This is a genomic window from Streptomyces sp. CB02366 (assembly GCF_001905905.1).
Lineage (GTDB): Bacteria > Actinomycetota > Actinomycetes > Streptomycetales > Streptomycetaceae > Streptomyces.
On record NZ_LIVT01000003.1, the window covers coordinates 1189802 to 1205146 of the forward strand.

General features: G+C 73.3%; 17 protein-coding genes. 3 read left to right on the forward strand and 14 right to left on the reverse strand.

Annotated features, from left to right (window positions below; all coding sequences use genetic code 11):
* Positions 1–4 precede the first annotated feature (4 nt).
* The 9 genes from AMK24_RS13970 to AMK24_RS14010 form a co-directional block, all read right to left on the reverse strand.
* Positions 5–247: a DUF6253 family protein gene (locus tag AMK24_RS13970; RefSeq protein WP_073768584.1), complete on the reverse strand. Its 243-nt coding sequence runs from the start codon at positions 245–247 to the stop codon at positions 5–7.
* A complete protein-coding gene (locus AMK24_RS13975) occupies positions 244–1059 on the reverse strand; it encodes a maleate cis-trans isomerase family protein (RefSeq protein WP_073768586.1) in 816 nt (271 codons plus the stop codon). The genes AMK24_RS13970 and AMK24_RS13975 overlap by 4 nt, the downstream gene beginning before the upstream one ends.
* Positions 1060–1223: 164 nt before the next feature.
* Positions 1224–1952 carry a transglutaminase-like domain-containing protein gene (locus tag AMK24_RS13980; protein WP_073768588.1) on the reverse strand — a complete coding sequence of 243 codons (729 nt, stop codon included), beginning with the start codon at positions 1950–1952 and terminating at the stop codon, positions 1224–1226.
* A gap of 13 nt (positions 1953–1965) precedes the next feature.
* Positions 1966–3096 carry an acyl-CoA dehydrogenase family protein gene (locus AMK24_RS13985; RefSeq protein WP_073768590.1) on the reverse strand — a complete coding sequence of 377 codons (1131 nt, stop codon included), beginning with the start codon at positions 3094–3096 and terminating at the stop codon, positions 1966–1968.
* A gap of 91 nt (positions 3097–3187) precedes the next feature.
* Entirely contained in the window at positions 3188–3562 is a 375-nt protein-coding gene (locus tag AMK24_RS13990; RefSeq protein ID WP_073768592.1) for an ectoine synthase, read from the reverse strand.
* Positions 3563–3662: 100 nt separating this feature from the next.
* Positions 3663–3923, reverse strand: a complete 261-nt coding sequence (locus AMK24_RS13995; protein WP_073768594.1) for an acyl carrier protein — start codon at positions 3921–3923, stop codon at positions 3663–3665.
* A complete protein-coding gene (locus tag AMK24_RS14000) occupies positions 3923–5407 on the reverse strand; it encodes an AMP-binding protein (protein WP_073768596.1) in 1485 nt (494 codons plus the stop codon). The genes AMK24_RS13995 and AMK24_RS14000 overlap by 1 nt, the downstream gene beginning before the upstream one ends.
* A 277-nt stretch (positions 5408–5684) precedes the next feature.
* Positions 5685–6128: a MarR family winged helix-turn-helix transcriptional regulator gene (locus AMK24_RS14005; RefSeq protein ID WP_073768598.1), complete on the reverse strand. Its 444-nt coding sequence runs from the start codon at positions 6126–6128 to the stop codon at positions 5685–5687.
* A gap of 124 nt (positions 6129–6252) precedes the next feature.
* Complete coding sequence (locus tag AMK24_RS14010; protein ID WP_242435143.1) at positions 6253–7362, reverse strand: IS701 family transposase; 1110 nt, start codon at positions 7360–7362, stop codon at positions 6253–6255.
* Positions 7363–7515: 153 nt separating this feature from the next.
* Here AMK24_RS14010 and AMK24_RS14015 point away from each other — a divergent pair, with 153 nt between their 5' ends.
* Positions 7516–8103 (forward strand): TetR/AcrR family transcriptional regulator, encoded by a 588-nt coding sequence (locus tag AMK24_RS14015; protein ID WP_242435144.1) that lies wholly within the window; start codon positions 7516–7518, stop codon positions 8101–8103.
* Positions 8104–8167: 64 nt separating this feature from the next.
* On the opposite strand, the gene AMK24_RS14020 is transcribed toward AMK24_RS14015, so the two are convergent.
* From AMK24_RS14020 to AMK24_RS14040, 5 genes are all read right to left on the reverse strand, one after another.
* On the reverse strand, positions 8168–9415 hold the full coding sequence (locus AMK24_RS14020) for a serine hydrolase domain-containing protein (RefSeq protein WP_073768602.1): 1248 nt from the start codon (positions 9413–9415) through the stop codon (positions 8168–8170).
* A gap of 63 nt (positions 9416–9478) precedes the next feature.
* Positions 9479–10432: an aldo/keto reductase gene (locus AMK24_RS14025; protein ID WP_073768604.1), complete on the reverse strand. Its 954-nt coding sequence runs from the start codon at positions 10430–10432 to the stop codon at positions 9479–9481.
* 153 nt (positions 10433–10585) lie between these two features.
* Positions 10586–11305, reverse strand: coding sequence for a hypothetical protein (locus tag AMK24_RS14030; RefSeq protein WP_073768606.1), 720 nt, complete (start codon positions 11303–11305; stop codon positions 10586–10588).
* A 74-nt stretch (positions 11306–11379) separates the two neighbouring features.
* On the reverse strand, positions 11380–11901 hold the full coding sequence (locus tag AMK24_RS14035; RefSeq protein WP_073768608.1) for a MarR family winged helix-turn-helix transcriptional regulator: 522 nt from the start codon (positions 11899–11901) through the stop codon (positions 11380–11382).
* On the reverse strand, positions 11894–12532 hold the full coding sequence (locus AMK24_RS14040) for a DJ-1/PfpI family protein (protein WP_073768610.1): 639 nt from the start codon (positions 12530–12532) through the stop codon (positions 11894–11896). Before AMK24_RS14040 ends, AMK24_RS14035 begins: the two co-directional genes overlap by 8 nt.
* Before the next feature lie 156 nt (positions 12533–12688).
* On the opposite strand from AMK24_RS14040, the gene AMK24_RS14045 reads away from it, so the two are divergent.
* Together AMK24_RS14045 and AMK24_RS14050 are read left to right on the forward strand one after the other, a co-directional pair.
* The gene (locus AMK24_RS14045; RefSeq protein ID WP_073768612.1) at positions 12689–14116 is read left to right on the forward strand and encodes an aspartate aminotransferase family protein; all 1428 of its coding nucleotides are present in this window, start codon (positions 12689–12691) and stop codon (positions 14114–14116) included.
* Between the two features lie 432 nt (positions 14117–14548).
* Positions 14549–15259, forward strand: coding sequence for a GntR family transcriptional regulator (locus tag AMK24_RS14050; protein ID WP_073768614.1), 711 nt, complete (start codon positions 14549–14551; stop codon positions 15257–15259).
* Positions 15260–15345: the final 86 nt, after the last annotated feature.

A 15345-nucleotide genomic window follows, 5' to 3' on the forward strand; every position in this document is an offset into this window, starting at 1 on the left:
CGGATCAGACGGTTGCTGCGAGCAGCGGCCACGGGCCGGTCGTGGCGTACTGCTCCAGGTCCTCGGAGGCGAGGTAGCGCCGGAACCCCGGCACCTGCTCCGCGGGGCGCAGCGCCCCGCGGTACAGCACCATGCCGCGCACCCCGGTGTCGTCGTCGCGCCAGCAGACGAGCGGGATGTGGTACTCCGGTGTGTCGCAGCTCTCCTGTACGGCGGCCTGGTAGCCGTAGGCGGGCAGCAGGCTCATCGGGCCACGCTCCCGGCCTCGGGGAGGACGCCGAAGAGGGCGCCGTAGTCGGTGATCCGCGCGGCGGCCCCGCTGCCGCCCGCGGCGTGCAGCGCGTGCCAGAAGAGCACCTGGTTCGCGGTGAGGACGGGGAAGCCGACGGTCTCCTCCAGGCCGGCGATGGTGCCGACGGCGCGGATGCCGTTGCCGGCGACCAGGACCGCGTCGGGCCGGTGCGGGGCGACGTCGGACTCGATCCACTTCACCAGCGCCTCCGGGGTGATCAGCTTCTGGTTGCTGGGCAGGCCGCAGGGGGCGTGGTGGACGACGTCGAAGCCGCGCTCACCGAAGTAGGAGGCGCCCAGGGCGGACAGCTCGTCGTCGAACCACGGCGGGTTGACCAGGGCGATCCGCTCGGCGTCCAGCGCGCGGAAGCCCGCCGCGGCGGCGTGGGCGGTACCGGTCAGCGGGATGCCGCGGGTCCGCTCCGCGAGCCGCTCGAACAGCTTCTGCTCGCCGTCGGCGCCCAGGACGTAGGAGGAGCTGGTGAACCCCAGGGCGATGGAGTCCAGCGGGGAGGCGGCCAGCAGCTCGACGGCGTCGTCGATGAAGGGCGGGTCGATGAAGGCGCGCACCGGGTCGTGCGGGATCTTGGGGTCCATCTCCCCGCCGGGGCGCATCGCCCCGAAGTGGACGCGGGAGCCGTGGATGAAGACGTCGCGCGGGGCCATCGCCTGGAGCTCGGACTCGGGCCCGACGTCCGCGTGCGGGACGACGACGCCGACGCGGGCGACCGCGCCCCACCCGTCCTCACGGGCCTGGAACTGCGTCATGGGGTGCTTCTCCTCTTCTGCCGGTTCTTGCCGGTTCTTGCCAGTTCTTTCCGGTTCTTCTGCTTCTTTTGCCGTTCTTCTGCTGCGACGTGCCGGTGTACGGGGGCCGCCGGTGTGCGGGTGCGGGCCCGGGCGCGCCTACGGACGACGGCCCGGGCCCGCGCTCAGGCGGTCGCCTCGTCGGCGAGCGAGCCGCCGCTCACCGTCCCGGTGCCGCCCTCGTCGAGGAACTTCGGGTGCTTGCGGCGCATGTTCTCCATCACGAACGCGTACGGGACGTCGTCGAAGTCGCCGTGGTCGGTGAGGAACTCCATGCTCTGCCGCCCCTGCGCGTCGAAGGGGTGGTAGAGGCTGTCGCTACGGCCGTCGAACTCCAGCGGGGTCATGCCGTAGAGCCGGCACAGGAGCTTGTTGAAGACCGGGGTGACCTGGAGCCAGCGGCCCTCCAGGTACACGGTGGCCAGGCCGTGGAAGAAGACGTCGCCGCCGATGTAGGAGCGCAGCCGTTCGGAGGCGAGGTGGTTGCGGACGTCGCTGTAGTGCAGCCGGGCGGGGATGCCGACCGCGCGGCAGCAGGCGGCGTACAGCACGGACTTGTGCAGGCAGAAGCCCTTGCCGCCGGTGATGATGCTGGACGCCCGCAGGCCCTGCGGCGACAGGTCGGCGCCGTAGACCTCGTAGTGGATGCCGTCGCGGACCGCGTAGTAGAGGGCGACGGCGAGGTCGACCGGACCGGCGGCGTCGCGGTCGATCCCCTTGAGGGCCTTGTCGACGAAGGCCCGGACGGTCGGGTGCTCGTGGTCGAGGAAGTCGGTGGCCGCGGTGAGGCGGGCGAGGTCGTCCGCGTGCGGGCGCTCGGACGCGGGGGCGGCTTCGGTCAGGGTCTCGGTCATGGCGTGCCTCTCGTCACAGGCCCATCAGGGCGGCGATGCAGTTGCGCTGGATCTCGTTGGTGCCGGAGTAGATGGAGCCGGCGGTGGCGTTGCGCAGCTCGCGCTCGATGCCCGTCTCGGTCAGGTAGCCGCGGGCCCCGAAGATCTGGATGGCGTGCCGGGCGGTGAGCTGGTTGGCCTCGCTGACCACGATCTTGGTGGCGGCCACGTCCAGCGAGGCGTCCTTGCCCTGTTCGACCTTGCGGCCGGTGTCGTACAGCCATTTGCGGGCCGTCTCGACCGCGATCCGCATGTCCGCGATCTTGTGCGCGACCGCCTGGTTCTTGCCGATGGAGGCGCCGAACTGCTGCCGGGTGGTGGCGTGTTCGACGACCCGCTTCAGCCGGTGGGTCATCTCGCCGAGGTTGACGGCGAAGGAGAAGAGGACCTCCCGCTTCATCACGTGGTCCATGATCAGGAAGCCGGCGCCCTCGCTGCCGAGGCGGTTGGCGACGGGCAGCCGGACGTCCGTGAGCGTGACCTCGCTGATCGGGGAGGTGCGCAGCCCCATCGTGTCCAGCGGTTCGCCGATCGCCAGGCCCGGGGTGGAGCGCTCGGCGAGGAAGGTGCTCAGGCCGAACGCGCCCGGTTTGCCGGTGCGGACGTAGAGCAGGAAGAGGTCGGCGACCGGGGCGTTGGTGATGAACATCTTGCCGCCGTTGAGCACGTAGTCGTCGCCGTCGCGGACGGCCGTGGTGCGGATGTTCATCACGTCCGAGCCGTGGCCCGGTTCGGTGATGGCGTGCGCGGTGATGGCCTGGCCCGAGGTGACCTGCGGCAGGTAGCGCTCGCGCAGGTCCGCGGAGCCGAACGCCTGGAGCGGGATGCCGACGCTGACGATCTGCGTGGAGGCGGAGAAGTTCAGCCCCGCGTCCCGGCTGGTGTGGCCGAGCCCCTCCAGCGCGGCCATGGTCTCGGTGAGCGTCCGGCCCGCGCCGCCGTACTCCGGGGCGAAGGGGAGGGTGAAGAGGCCGGATCGCTGGAGCGGTTTCCACTTCTCGTGCGGGAACTCGCCGGCCCGGTCCCAGCGGGTGACGTCGTCGTTCAACTCGTCGGCGTACGGCGCGGTGAGGCCGTAGGTGTCCGTGTCCTTCTCTGCTGCCATGGGTGCTCTGCCTTGCCTTTCACCGGTCGCGGGCGCTGGGGGAGCCGGGGGCGGGGCCGCGCCGTCGCGGCCCCGCCCCCGGCGGTGCGGATCAGTAGCGGGAGAAGCCGTCGTCGGAGAGCGCGTGCTTCTCGTCGCCGCGCAGCGCCGGGCTGAAGACCGAGACGAGCAGGAGGTCCTCGTCGTCGGAGGCGAGCAGGTGGTGGGCGTCGTTCTTGTCCAGGGCGTAGATGGTCCCGGTCTTGATCTTGTGGCGGACGCCGTCGGTGGTGACGACCTCCCCGGAGCCGCCGATGCAGTAGCAGGCCTCCAGGTGGCCGAGGTACTGCAGCGCGCTGGAGGTACCCCGGCGGACCAGCGTCTCGCAGACGGTGAAGCCCATCCCGTCCTTCTCGGTGAGGAGGCGGTGGCTGGTGCCGCTGCCCCACTCGACCGCGGGGACGTCGGAGAGAGAACGGACGATCATGGGAGAACTCCTGTCATCGTTGTGTTCCGGACGTGTCCAGGTGCAGGTGCGCCGCGTGTGGGGGGCGGGTACGCGGAGTGCGGGGGTGCGGGGCGGCCGGTCAGACGGCGGCCGGGGCGGCCTCGTCGACGAAGCGGCGGATGTCCGCGAGGGTGCGGTAGGCGGCCGGCTCCAGCGGGATGTCGTCCACCGGTATGCCGTACGTCTCCGATATCCAGGAGATGAGGCGGACCAGGCCGAGGCTGTTCACGACGGTGCTCTCGATGAGGTCGAAGTCGTCGGTCAGGTCCTCGGCGTCCTCGCCGGAGAGGAAGTCCTGGACGATGTAGTCGCGGATCGGGTCGGTGCCGGCGGTGCTCATCAGTGGTCTCCGTTCAGTCGGGTCTTCTTGATCGAGTTGCGGTCGGGCTTGCCGGTCGGGGTCTTCGGCAGCGGGGTGCCGGCGAGCGCGACCGAGCTGGGCACGGCGTGCCGCGGCAGGTGCTTCGCCGCGTACGCCCGCAGACCCAGCGAGCTGAGGGAGGCCCCGTCCCGGCGCACCACTTCGGCGTGCAGCCGGGTGCCGGCCTCGGGGCAGGGCAGGGCGACCACGCAGGCCTCGACGACGTCCGGGTGGCCGCCGAGGACGGTCTCGACCTCCAGGGTGTTGGTGCGCACGCCGCGCACCTTGACCTGGAAGTCGGTACGGCCCTGGAGGAAGTGGCGTCCGTCGGCGTCGCGGTGGACGAGGTCGCCGGTGCGGTAGAACATGGCGCCGCCGCCGCGCGGGTCGGGCATGAACGCGTGGGCGTTACGGGCCTGTTCGAGGTAGCCGCAGGTCTGGAAGGGGGTGTGGACCAGCAGTTCGCCGGTGCCGGGCCCCTGGAGGACTTCGGTCCCCTCGGGCCCCTCGATGAGCAGCACCGCCTCGGTGCCCCCGATCGGGGCGCCGATGGGCAGCGGGTGCACGAAGGCGTCCGGGTCGATGTCCTCGATGAAGCTGTCGTTGGTCTCCGTGCAGCCGAAGACGTTGTGGAAGCGGGCGGCCGGGCAGGCGGCGAACGCGTCCCGCAACCCCTGTTCGGAGACGGACTCCCCGGTGAACACGACCGTACGGACCGCCGGGTAGCGGGCGTCGTCCGCGGCCAGGAGCCGGTGCAGCAGGGGCACCCCCTGGACCAGGGTCACCTCGTTGTCGCGAGTCAGCGCCCGCAGGTAGGCGGCGTCCCCGCTGGCCCCGGCGTCGGCCAGGACCACGGTGCCGCCGGCCTCCAGGACCGTCCAGACGTCGAGGAGGGCCAGGTCGAAGTTGAGGGGCGAGAAGCTCAGCGCCCGCGTCGTGGCGTCGATCCCGAACTTCTCCGCGGCCCAGTCGCCGAAGCGGTCGAAGGCTTCGGTGCGGATGGGCACGAGCTTGGGGACGCCGGTGGACCCGGAGGTGGTGAGGGTCAGCAGGGACTCCGCGGGGTCCGGAACGCTGAATCCCTCCGCGAGCGCGGGGTCGCTCTCCTCCTGCGACAGGACCGCACCGCCGCCGGGGGCCGCGACGGCGTTCAGCGGGCCGTGCGCCTGGGCGGTGAGGGTGGCCAGGGCGGCGGCGCCGAGGCTGGGCGACGGGACCAGGGTGTTGATCCCGCGGCGCCAGGCCGCCAGCAGCAGCGCGATGGTCTCCGGCGACTTGTGGGCCGGTACGCACAGGGCGCGGACGGAGGTGAAGGCGACGCCGTCGAGGTCCGCGGCGGCCCGGCGGACCAGCCGCTCCAGGTCCGCGTAGGTGACCTGGGCGCCGGCGGCGACGAGCGCGGTGCTGTCGGGCTGTTCCTGCACATGTCTGCTGAATGCCTGCAACAGGCGAGGCGAAGGCAACGGTCCCCCTTGGTGGATGGGCGATCTGGCCGGTCTGGCTGGTTCGACCGGCCCCACGGGTGTGGCTGTGCTCGCTGGTGCGGCTGGTCCGGCTGGTGCGGCCGGTCCGGCTATGAGGAAGAATCTATCCGTGTTCATTTGCATGGTCAAGCAAATACTTTGGAGGTACGTGTGACCTGGGTCACAGCCCCGTGGGGCCGGCGTGGAAGCCCGAACATGCAAAGACGGCGGGAGGCCGGGTTGCCCCGGACGCCTCCCGCCGTCAGCCGCGGTCTCGTCAGGCGGCGCTGCGCAGCGCCTGCACCGCCCGGGCGAGCTGGTCGTCGGCGCTCGCGGTGTTGAGGGCCGAGCTGAGGACGTCGGCGTACGTGGCACGGGCTTCCTGGTAGCGCTTGCGGCCGTCTTCGGTGATGACGGCGAAGACGCCGCGCTTGTCGTCGGCGCAGCTGTCCTTGTAGGCGTAGCCGGCGCCCTCCAGGCGTCCGACCAGGCGCGTCACCGAGCTCTGGCCCAAGCCGATGTGGTCCGCGAGCTCCTGCATCCGGCACTCGCCCTTCTCGGCCTGGGTGAGCGCCTCCAGGGCGCGGTACTCGGACAGTCCGACGCCGTAGCGGCGCTGGAGGGTGTGGGCGAGCTGGCGCTCCACGAAGGTGTGCAGGCCGAGGACGGCCTCCCACATGACCTGGTCGGAGGCGGCGCGTGGCTGTTGGTTGATCGTCATGGAACAGCTCCCCTTCTCGACTGCGATGACACCAAGATACATGCCTGTGCAATCATCTGGGGAGGGTCGGGATGGATATGGAGCCGCCCTGGCCGATATTTATTTGTATAAGCAAGCAAAAGAGTCAGGGGGTGGCGCCCCCCAGGGTGTCGCAGGCGTAGGCGGCGGACACGAGCGTCATGTGCCGGTGCCAGCCGGGGAAGGAGCGGCCCTCGAAGTCCAGGAGGCCGAAGTCCTCGCCCATGCGGTGGACCGCCGCCGACGCCCCCCGGGGCGAGCGGGCCAGCTCCAGGAGTTCGGCCGGATTCCGGTCGGTGATGTTGGTCAGCCAGATCCGCCCCGGCCGGCCGCTGCCCGCGTCCCACTCCGCCATCAGCCGCCCCGGCCCGTGGGTGCGCTCCCCGTCCGGGCGCAGTCCGCGCACGGTCGTCTCGTGCGAGACGACGTGCCGGCCCGCCCCGGCCGGGTGCCGGACGCCCCGGCGCAGCAGCAGGCCGCGCGCCGACTCCTTGTCGCCCGGCGGCACTTCGGGCCCGCCGAGAGCGGTCTGCCCCGGGACGGCGAGCACGAAGGGGTGCCCGGAGCCCTGGAGCCGCTGCGCCAGCGGGTCGACGTCGCAGAGGGAGGTCAGGTCGGCCACCACCGGCGCCGTGTTCCCGTGGGACCACGACGTCATCTCCCGTACCAGGGACAGGGCGTGGTCCCACAGGGGCTGGGTCCGTGTCGTGGCGGGGATCTTCGCCCGGTCGCGCACGGTCTCGTCGTGGGTGAAGCGGGGCGGGAGGAACAGCTGCCAGTCGACCGGGACGTGGGCCCGGCCCACGTCCAGGAACAGGCCCATGCCCAGCTGGCAGTTGACGGTGCGCCCGGACTCGGGGAGGAAGCGCTGGTGCACGCCGGGCGAGCGGTCGCCCCGCTTGGGCAGGACGGCCGGCGCCAGGGTCCAGGCGCGCACGGGCAGCGAACGGGCGGCCCAGCGGGCCAACTCGCCGCGCGCCGGGGCCCATTCCCAGGGGCTGGCGTTGACGAACTGGTGCAGGGACGTCGAGGCCGCCTCCGAACCGGTCACCACGGCCGCCATGCGGCGCACGGTCTTCTTCCCGTGGGTGCGCAGGAGCCCCTGCAGGTACACCTGACCCCAACGCTGCTGGTCGGAGCGGTGCAAATGGCCGAACAGGAGCCGGGGCAAGTCGCCCAGTGGCCGGCTCGCCGTCATGTCGGGCGTTTCGTGCATCGTCGTCACTGCAGGTCCCTCCCAGGTGAGCGTCGCTCAGCAGACTAACAAACATAGAGAATGTTCGTTATATTTCTAGGGGAGACAACGACTATTTGCCGAGGTCCAAGGAGAAGGCGCATGCAGGAACGGGCGGCTAGGACGCGTCGGACCGTGTTGGAGGCGGCTGCCGACGAGTTCGCCGAGCGCGGTTACGAGGGCGCTTCGCTCCAGGGAGTGGCCTGGCGGGCGGCCACCTCCATCGGTGCTCTGACGTTCCACTTCCGCAACAAGACCGCCCTGGCCGAGGAGGTGCGCACGGTCGGGTCCGCCCGATTCGCCCGCTGCGTCGACGAACTCACGCCGTCTACAGATCCGTTGAGGGAACTGCGCGTCCTGATCGGCACACTGGCCCGGGTGGCGCGAGAGGACTCCTTCGTCCGCGCCGCGCGCAGGCTGGAGGCCAACGCACCCGAGGACGAACCGCCGTTGGCCGAGACCTGGATGCCCGTGCTCCGGGCCCTGCTCGACCGGGCCCACGGCGCCCGCCGTCTGCGCCCCGGCGTGGCGCCGGAGGCGGCGGCGGCGATGCTGTCGCATCTCGCCGAGGGGGCGATGGCCGCCAACGGCACGACCCGGGACGTGGTGTGGGACTCGGTCTGGGACGTCGTCCTGCACGGCCTCGCCGCCGGCGATCCCCGTCCGGGGCCCCCGGGCGCCGCCTCGCCGGACCTGGCGGCGGCGAGGCCGGGCGGGGGCTGACCGCTCGGCCGGCGCCCGACCGCCCCGCCGGCCCCGGCCGGCGCCCGTCCGGCGTTCGGCGGCCTCAGAAAGCGTCCCGTGCCGCCCGCTCCACCGCGTCCGCCACCTCGTCCATGACCCGCGCCCCGGGGTCCGCCGTCAGCCTGCTGCGGACCCACGCGGCCCCGGTCCTGGCCTGGGGCCACGCCTGGTAGGCGATGCCGCCGGGGCCCTGGTGGCCGAAGGCCCCGGCGCGGACGGCCGGGTGGAGGCCCTCGTCGAGGAGCTGGAGACCTCCCTCGCCGTACGCGCTGACCCCGCCGAGCAGCGGGTCCAGCCCCTCGACCCAGAAGCTCCGCGCCTGGTCGAGCGTGCGCCGCGACAGCAGCAGCGGCTCCTCGCCCGGGGCCCGTACGGCGTCGGCGGCCAGGACGCCCTGGAGCCGGGCGAGGCCCCGGGCGGAGGCGTACACCCCGAGCGACGGGACGATCGCGTACCGCCGCCGGGTCTCGCCCCACACCCCGGCGTCCGGCGGGAACGGGGACGGGTTGTTCCACACCCGTCCGAACAGGTCCGCCGCGCCGTCGTCCGGGCCGCCGTCCGGCGCCGGGAAGCGGGCGCGGAAGTCCGGGTCGTACGAGATGCGGGCGGCGTGCGGCAGCTGGTCGGGGACCAGGCCGAAGTGGACGTCCAGGCCCAGCGGACCGGCGATCTCCTCCAGGAAGAACAGGTCGAGGTCGCGGCCGTCGACCCGGCGGACCACCTCGGCGACGATCCACCCGGCGGTCCACGGCCCGTGCAGCACCCCGCCCGCCCGGGGGTCCTCCTCCAGGCTGTGCAGTTCGAGCAGTGCGGCCATCATGCGCGGGTTCTCGACGTCCCGCTGGTCGAGGCCCGCCACCATGCCCGGCAGCCGGGCGGTGAACGTCAGCACGTCCCGCAGCGTCACCTTGCCCTTGCCGCGCACCGCGAACTCCGGCCAGTAGTCCGCGACGGGCCGGTCCAGGGCGAGCGCCCCCATGTCGGCGAGGAGCAGGACCGCCGTGGCCAGGACGGAGTGGGAGCCGGTCAGCAGCGGTTCGAGGGTGTCGCCGGTCCACGGGGCGCCGGTGACCGGGTCGGCGGTGCCGTGCCACAGGTCGACGACCAGTTCCCCTTCCCGTACGACCGCCAGCGCGGCCCCCTGGGAACCGGGCGGCCCCGACTCCCGGCAGGCCCGTTCGAAGCAGTGGCGCACCGAGGCGAATCCGGGTGCGGTGGTTCCGTGGACGCCGGCCGTCGCCGCCCGTGGCCGTGGCCTCGGGAGGACCTGCCGTACCAGAGAGGTCGTCATGTCAGGAACTCCATAAGTGGTGGAGGGTCGGGAACAGCGGTGCGGGGGCGGTCCGGGATCGGTTCACGCCTCCGGCGCACCCGCCGGGTAGGGCAGGAACTCCAGGTCGGTCAGGTCCTGTTCGGTCAGCCGGACCCGGTCGCCGCCGAGGTTCTCCGCGAGGTGGTAGGACGCCCTCGTGCCGGGCAGCGGCACCACGTGGTCGCCGAGCCGCAGCAGCCACGCCAGGGCGACCTGCGCGGGGGTCGCCTCGTGCCGGGCGGCCACCTGGGCGACGGCCTGGGTGAGCGCGTGGTTGTGGCGGATGGCCCGGGGCGCGAAGCGGGGCTGGGTGCGCCGCCAGTCGTCCGGGGGCAGGTCGTCGTGGCGGGACAGCGCACCGGCCAGTAGCCCCCGGCCGAGCGGGGCGCCGGCCAGCAGGGCGATCCGGCGCTCCACCGCGTACGGCACGACGTCGTCGAGACCGCAGCGGGTGAACAGCGACACCTCGGCCGCCATCGCCGCCGCCTCGTGCACGGCTTCGGCCTCGCGCGCCTCCTGCACGGTGACGACGGGCAGCCCCAGCATGCGGATCTTGCCCGCCCAGACCTGTTCGGCCAGCGCGCCCCAGCTCTCCTCCAGCGGTACGCCGGGGTCGACGCGGCGCAGCAGATAGAGGTCGATGTGGTCCACGTGCAGCCGGCGCAGGCTCTCGTCCACCGCGTCCCGCAGCGCCCGCGGGCCGCCCGCGGGCCGCAGCCCGCCGTCCGGGTCGCCGAGCAGCCCGCCACCGGTGCAGAGCACCACCTCGTCCCGCCTGCCGCGGATGGCCTCGCCGATCAGCCGCTCGTTGTCCCCGGCCGCGTACGCCCCGGCCGTCTCCAGGAGGTTGACCCCGAGGTCCACCGCCTCCTGGACCAGCGATACGGCCTTGGTCCGGTCGCGCTGGCCGGGGGCGTAGCGGTACGAGAGCCCCATGGCGCCCAGCCCGAGCCGTCCGACGACCGGCCCGTCCCTGCCCAGTGTTGTGGTCCGCATCCCGCGGAACTCCCTTCTCCACAGAGGAAAGCGACCACTTCATAGCAACAGCCCGCGGGCCCCGGGGGACAGCAACCCGTCGCGACTTGCCGACCTCCGACGACTTCGGAAAGTCCGCGGGGTTCCGGCCGGAGGGCTCGCCGCCGGGCGGCGTCACTCCGCCCGGGTGTAGACCAGGCTCTCGTCCGTCCCGGTGGTGGACCGCCGCAGGGTGCCGTCCGGGAGCAGGGTCAGTTCGGTGGGCCTGCCCGGCGTGCAGGAGGCGGCCGGGCTTCCGGAGGACACCGTGGAGGGCCCGAGCCGGACCGGTCCGGCCTCGGCGGGGCGCCCGGCGAGCGGGGCTGTGAACTCGCAGTGGTACGTGCCCCCGGTCGCGAGCGGCCCCTCGGCGGTGAGGGTGAGGACCTGATCGCCGACCTTGCCCTGACGGATGGTCAGCAGACGTGTGGACGGCCTCTGTTCGCCCGGTATGGAGCCGGACCAGGTCCCCAGGAAGTCCTCCGGGACGGTGTCCGCCTCGCCCGGCCGCCCGTCCTCGACGGTGGCGGACCCGGACGGGCCGGGGGACACGGTCTTCCCCTGCGTGCCGTCCTTCATGAACGCGTACACCGATCCGCCCGACCCCAGGGCCACGACCACGGCGACGGCGATGAGCGCGACGGTGGCTCCGAGAGGACGGCCATCCCGTCGGGGCGGCGGAGGCGGGGGCGCGAAGAGGGCCTGAGCGGGGGGCTGTTCGGCGGTGCTGCCGGGGGCCGCGGTTCGGTGCTCGGGGCCCGCCGCACCCGCCGGGGTCTCCGCGTGGCGGCCGAGACGGCCGAGGGGCAGGTACGCACCGACGCGGTGCGGGTCGTCGGAGCCGAGCTGGTCCATGGTGCGCGTCCCTCCCCTGCGGCCCGCACGAGGACGGCCCCGCCGGGCAGGGGCGGCGGGGCCACGGTCCTTCTCTACGACACGTCTTCCCGCGATCCGGTTCCGCCGCCCGCGTCCGGGCCGTCCGGAGTGGTGAGGCGGTCCACCGCTTCCGAAAGCCGCTCCAGCACCCGCACCGTGTCCGCCGCCTCCTCCGCCCCCAGCTCCGCCACCAGCCGCGCGGCGAACTCGGCGTGGGACGGTTCGATCAGGGCCACCGCCTCGCGTCCCGCCGCCGTGGGCCGCAGCAGCTTCGCCCGGCGGTGGGCCGGGTTCGGGACGTACTCCGCGAGCCCCCGCCCGACCAGCAGGTCCGCGATCCGCTGCACGCTCTGCCGGGTGATCCCCATCGAGCGGGCGATCCCCGCCACCGGCAGCGGCTCCCGCAGCACCGCCCCCAGCACCTGCCACCACGCCGCGGTGAGGCCGCCCGGCCGTGCCAGCCCGTCGGCCACCGAGAGGAACTGTCCGTTCAGCCGGAACACCGTGAGCGCCGTCCGGCTCAACAGGTCCTGCTGGAGCCGGACGTCCTCCCCGTCCGCACGGTCCTCACGCACTTTCCAGCACCTCGTACGCGCTCGCGTCCGAGTCGTGGAACAGCCGGTACCACGCGTCCAGCTTCTCCGGGCCGTACACCCCGAGCAGCGCGAAGACCTCCCGCGCGAGCGCGACCGGTTCCGTCGGCCCGGCCGTGACCAGCCGGCCGCCCGTGCCCGCCCCCGCGTCCGTGACGGCGTCCACGTCCACGTACCGCTCGCCGCCCGCGTATCCCGTCGCGGCGAGGTAGAAGGAGACCGCGCTCGTGTGCGTCCGGTCGTCCAGCAGCCCTTCCCGCGCCAGCCCGGCCGTCGCCCCGCAGATCGCCGCGACCGGCGTCCCCACGTCCAGGAAGGCGCGGGCCGTCCGGGCGAACGGGGCCAGCGTGTCGCCCGTGTCCCACCCGGTCGCCCCGGTCAGGATCAGCAACGCGCTGTCCTGCGGCCGGAGTTCGTCCAGCGTCAGGTCGGGCTGGACGCGCAGGCCGCCCATGGTCGTCACGGGCTCCGGGGTGAGTCCCACGGTCCGCACGGTGTAGCCGTTCTGCGCGAGGTGGGCGGTCGTGTACCCGGTCTCCCAGTCGGCGAAGGCGTCGTAGACGGCGAGGTGCACGGTCCTGTCGCCGGTGCTGCCGTTGCTGATGACGGCCATGAGGACTCCCTCGGTTGGATGACAAAAGACTGTCATGTTGCCAGCATGCTGTCAATCCATCGTCCGGCCAGGACCCGACACCCTGCCGATCCATCCGCCCCAGGCCGTACAAGGTGGCCATGGAGGACGGCCCCGAACCCCGCCTACGCTCGCCGCATGACCCCTCATGCCCCTCATGCCCCGTACGCCGACCCCGCGGCCGGTGCGGCCGTGAAGGCCGCGGACCGCGCGCACGTGTTCCACTCCTGGTCCGCCCAGGGCCTCATCGACCCGCTCGCCGTCGCCGGCGCCGAGGGGTCCTACTTCTGGGACTACGACGGCAACCGCTACCTGGACTTCACCAGCGGGCTCGTCTACACCAACATCGGCTACCAGCACCCCACCGTGATCGCCGCGATCCAGGAGCAGGCGGGCAAGCTCGCCACCTTCGCGCCCGCGTTCGCGGTCGAGGCGCGCTCCGAGGCCGCTCGCCTCATCGCCGAACGCACTCCGGGCGACCTGGACAAGATCTTCTTCACCAACGGCGGGGCCGAGGCCGTCGAGAACGCCGTCCGCATGGCCCGGCTGCACACCGGGCGGACCAAGGTGCTCTCCGCCTACCGCTCGTACCACGGCGGGACCTCCACCGCGATCAACCTCACCGGCGACCCGCGCCGCTGGCCCTCCGACACCGGCTCGGCGGGCGTCGTCCGCTTCTGGGCCCCGTTCCTCTACCGCTCGCCGTTCCACGCCGCGGACGAGGCCGAGGAGTGCGCCCGCGCCCTCCAGCACCTGGAGGACACCCTCGCCTTCGAGGGCCCGGCCACCATCGCCGCGATCGTCCTGGAGACCATCCCGGGCACCGCCGGCATCATGACCCCGCCGCCCGGCTACCTGGCGGGCGTGCGCGAGATCTGCGACCGGTACGGGATCGTCTTCGTGCTCGACGAGGTGATGGCCGGATTCGGCCGCACGGGCGCCTGGTTCGCCGCCGACCACTTCGACGTCGTGCCGGACCTGCTGACCTTCGCGAAGGGCGTCAACTCCGGTTACGTACCGCTCGGCGGCGTCGCCATCAGCGCCGAGATCGCGGCGACCTTCGAGACCCGCCCCTACCCCGGCGGCCTCACCTACTCCGGCCACCCGCTGGCCTGCGCCGCCGCCGTCGCCACCATCGGCGTGATGGAGGACGAGAAGGTCGTCGAGCACGCGGCCCGCATCGGCGAGACCGTCCTCGGCCCCGGCCTCCGCGCACTCGCCGAACGCCACCCCTCGGTGGGCGAGGTGCGCGGCCTCGGCGCGTTCTGGGCGCTGGACCTGGTCCGTGACCGGGAGACCCGCGAACCGCTCGTCCCGTACAACGCCACGGGCGAGGCGAACGCCCCGATGGCGGCGTTCGGCGCGGCGGCGAAGAAGGAGGGGCTGTGGCCGTTCATCAACATGAACCGGACCCACGCCGTCCCCGCCTGCAACGTCTCCGAGGCCGAGGCCCGGGAAGGGCTCGCGGCCCTGGACGCCGCCCTCTCCGTCGCGGACACGTACACGGTGGAGGGCGCGAAGGGCGCGAAGGGCGCGAAGGGCGCGAAGGGCGCGAAGGGCGCGTAGGGCGCGGAAGGGGGCCGGGGCGGGTGCGGGGCGGAGCCCGGAACGGACTGGAGGCCGCCCCCTCGGCCGTACCCGCCCGCCCGGCCGCCCCTCGGCCGGGGCCCCGTCCTCGGCCGAACCCGCCCGCGCCTCTCGGCCGAACCCGCCCCTCGGCCGGGCCCGCCCGCCCTGCTCCCGGCGGCCGGGCCCTCCTCCCCGGCTGTCCGGCCGTCCGGCTGTCCGGCCGTCCGGCCGTCCGGTTCGCCGGGCGCGTTCCCGGTCCGCACTCCGGGTAACCGCCCGTGTACGTAGCCGCGCGGCCCCCACCCTGCCCGGAATCGGGCATGCCGGGGCTCTGGCTTAAGGTGACCCGAGCCGGAAGTGCCCCCCGCCGGAAACGGCCGGTGAACGGGGCGGCCGGGGGCGGACAGGGGCGTACGGATGGGGGCCGGGATGAGGCCGGGTGGAGGCGTGACGCGCAACACCCTGCGCCGGCAGATCGCCGACGCGCTGCGGGACGAGGTGGTCGCGGGACGGCTGCCGCCGGGCCGGGAATTCACCGTGAAGCAGATCGCCGAGCAGTACGGGGTCTCCGCGACCCCCGTCCGCGAGGCGCTCTTCGACCTCTCCGCGCAGGGGCTCCTCGTCTCCGACCAGCACCGGGGCTTCCAGGTGCGCGAGTTCACCGTGGCCGACTACCGGGCGATGGCCGAGGCCCGCGCGCTCGTCGTCGACGGCCTCTTCCGCGACCCCGCCGGGCAGGTCGCCGTCCGGCCCGAGGCGCTCGCCCCGATCCGCCGCCGGGCCGCGGAGGCGGTCCGCGCCGCGAAGGGCGGCGACCTCGATGTGCTGATCGGCTACGACCTGAGGTTCTGGCGGGAGTTGGGGCAGTTCGTCCGCAACCCGCACATCGCCGACTTCCTCACCCGGCTCCGCGTCCAGGCATGGGTGTTCGCCGTGCACCGGCTGCGCCGTGACGGTATGGACGAGGACGTGCTGTGGTTCGGCCACGAGGAACTGGTCGAGGCCATCGGCCGCGGCGATCGCGACGGGGTCCGGGCCGCGATGCAGGCGTACTACGGCCACGCGCTGGCCTGGGCGGAGCGCCTGGAAGCACGGGAGGCCCGCGAAACCGGGCCGGAGCCGCCGGGAAGCGGTGCGTGATGCCGGGGGCGCCGGAGCCGCCGGGGCGCGGTGCGTGGTGCGTGAGCTCGCGGACGCCGGGGCACTGTGCGTGAGGTTCGCCCCGC

Coding starts and splice junctions, on each gene's coding strand:
- AMK24_RS13970 (WP_073768584.1), bottom strand. CDS start 247: ATGAGCCTGCTGCCCGCCTACGGCTACCAGGCCGCCGTACAGGAGAGC.
- AMK24_RS13975 (WP_073768586.1), bottom strand. CDS start 1,059: ATGACGCAGTTCCAGGCCCGTGAGGACGGGTGGGGCGCGGTCGCCCGC.
- AMK24_RS13980 (WP_073768588.1), bottom strand. CDS start 1,952: ATGACCGAGACCCTGACCGAAGCCGCCCCCGCGTCCGAGCGCCCGCAC.
- AMK24_RS13985 (WP_073768590.1), bottom strand. CDS start 3,096: ATGGCAGCAGAGAAGGACACGGACACCTACGGCCTCACCGCGCCGTAC.
- AMK24_RS13990 (WP_073768592.1), bottom strand. CDS start 3,562: ATGATCGTCCGTTCTCTCTCCGACGTCCCCGCGGTCGAGTGGGGCAGC.
- AMK24_RS13995 (WP_073768594.1), bottom strand. CDS start 3,923: ATGAGCACCGCCGGCACCGACCCGATCCGCGACTACATCGTCCAGGAC.
- AMK24_RS14005 (WP_073768598.1), bottom strand. CDS start 6,128: ATGACGATCAACCAACAGCCACGCGCCGCCTCCGACCAGGTCATGTGG.
- AMK24_RS14010 (WP_242435143.1), bottom strand. CDS start 7,362: ATGCACGAAACGCCCGACATGACGGCGAGCCGGCCACTGGGCGACTTG.
- AMK24_RS14020 (WP_073768602.1), bottom strand. CDS start 9,415: ATGACGACCTCTCTGGTACGGCAGGTCCTCCCGAGGCCACGGCCACGG.
- AMK24_RS14025 (WP_073768604.1), bottom strand. CDS start 10,432: ATGCGGACCACAACACTGGGCAGGGACGGGCCGGTCGTCGGACGGCTC.
- AMK24_RS14030 (WP_073768606.1), bottom strand. CDS start 11,305: ATGGACCAGCTCGGCTCCGACGACCCGCACCGCGTCGGTGCGTACCTG.
- AMK24_RS14040 (WP_073768610.1), bottom strand. CDS start 12,532: ATGGCCGTCATCAGCAACGGCAGCACCGGCGACAGGACCGTGCACCTC.
- AMK24_RS14045 (WP_073768612.1), top strand. CDS start 12,689: ATGACCCCTCATGCCCCTCATGCCCCGTACGCCGACCCCGCGGCCGGT.
- AMK24_RS14050 (WP_073768614.1), top strand. CDS start 14,549: ATGAGGCCGGGTGGAGGCGTGACGCGCAACACCCTGCGCCGGCAGATC.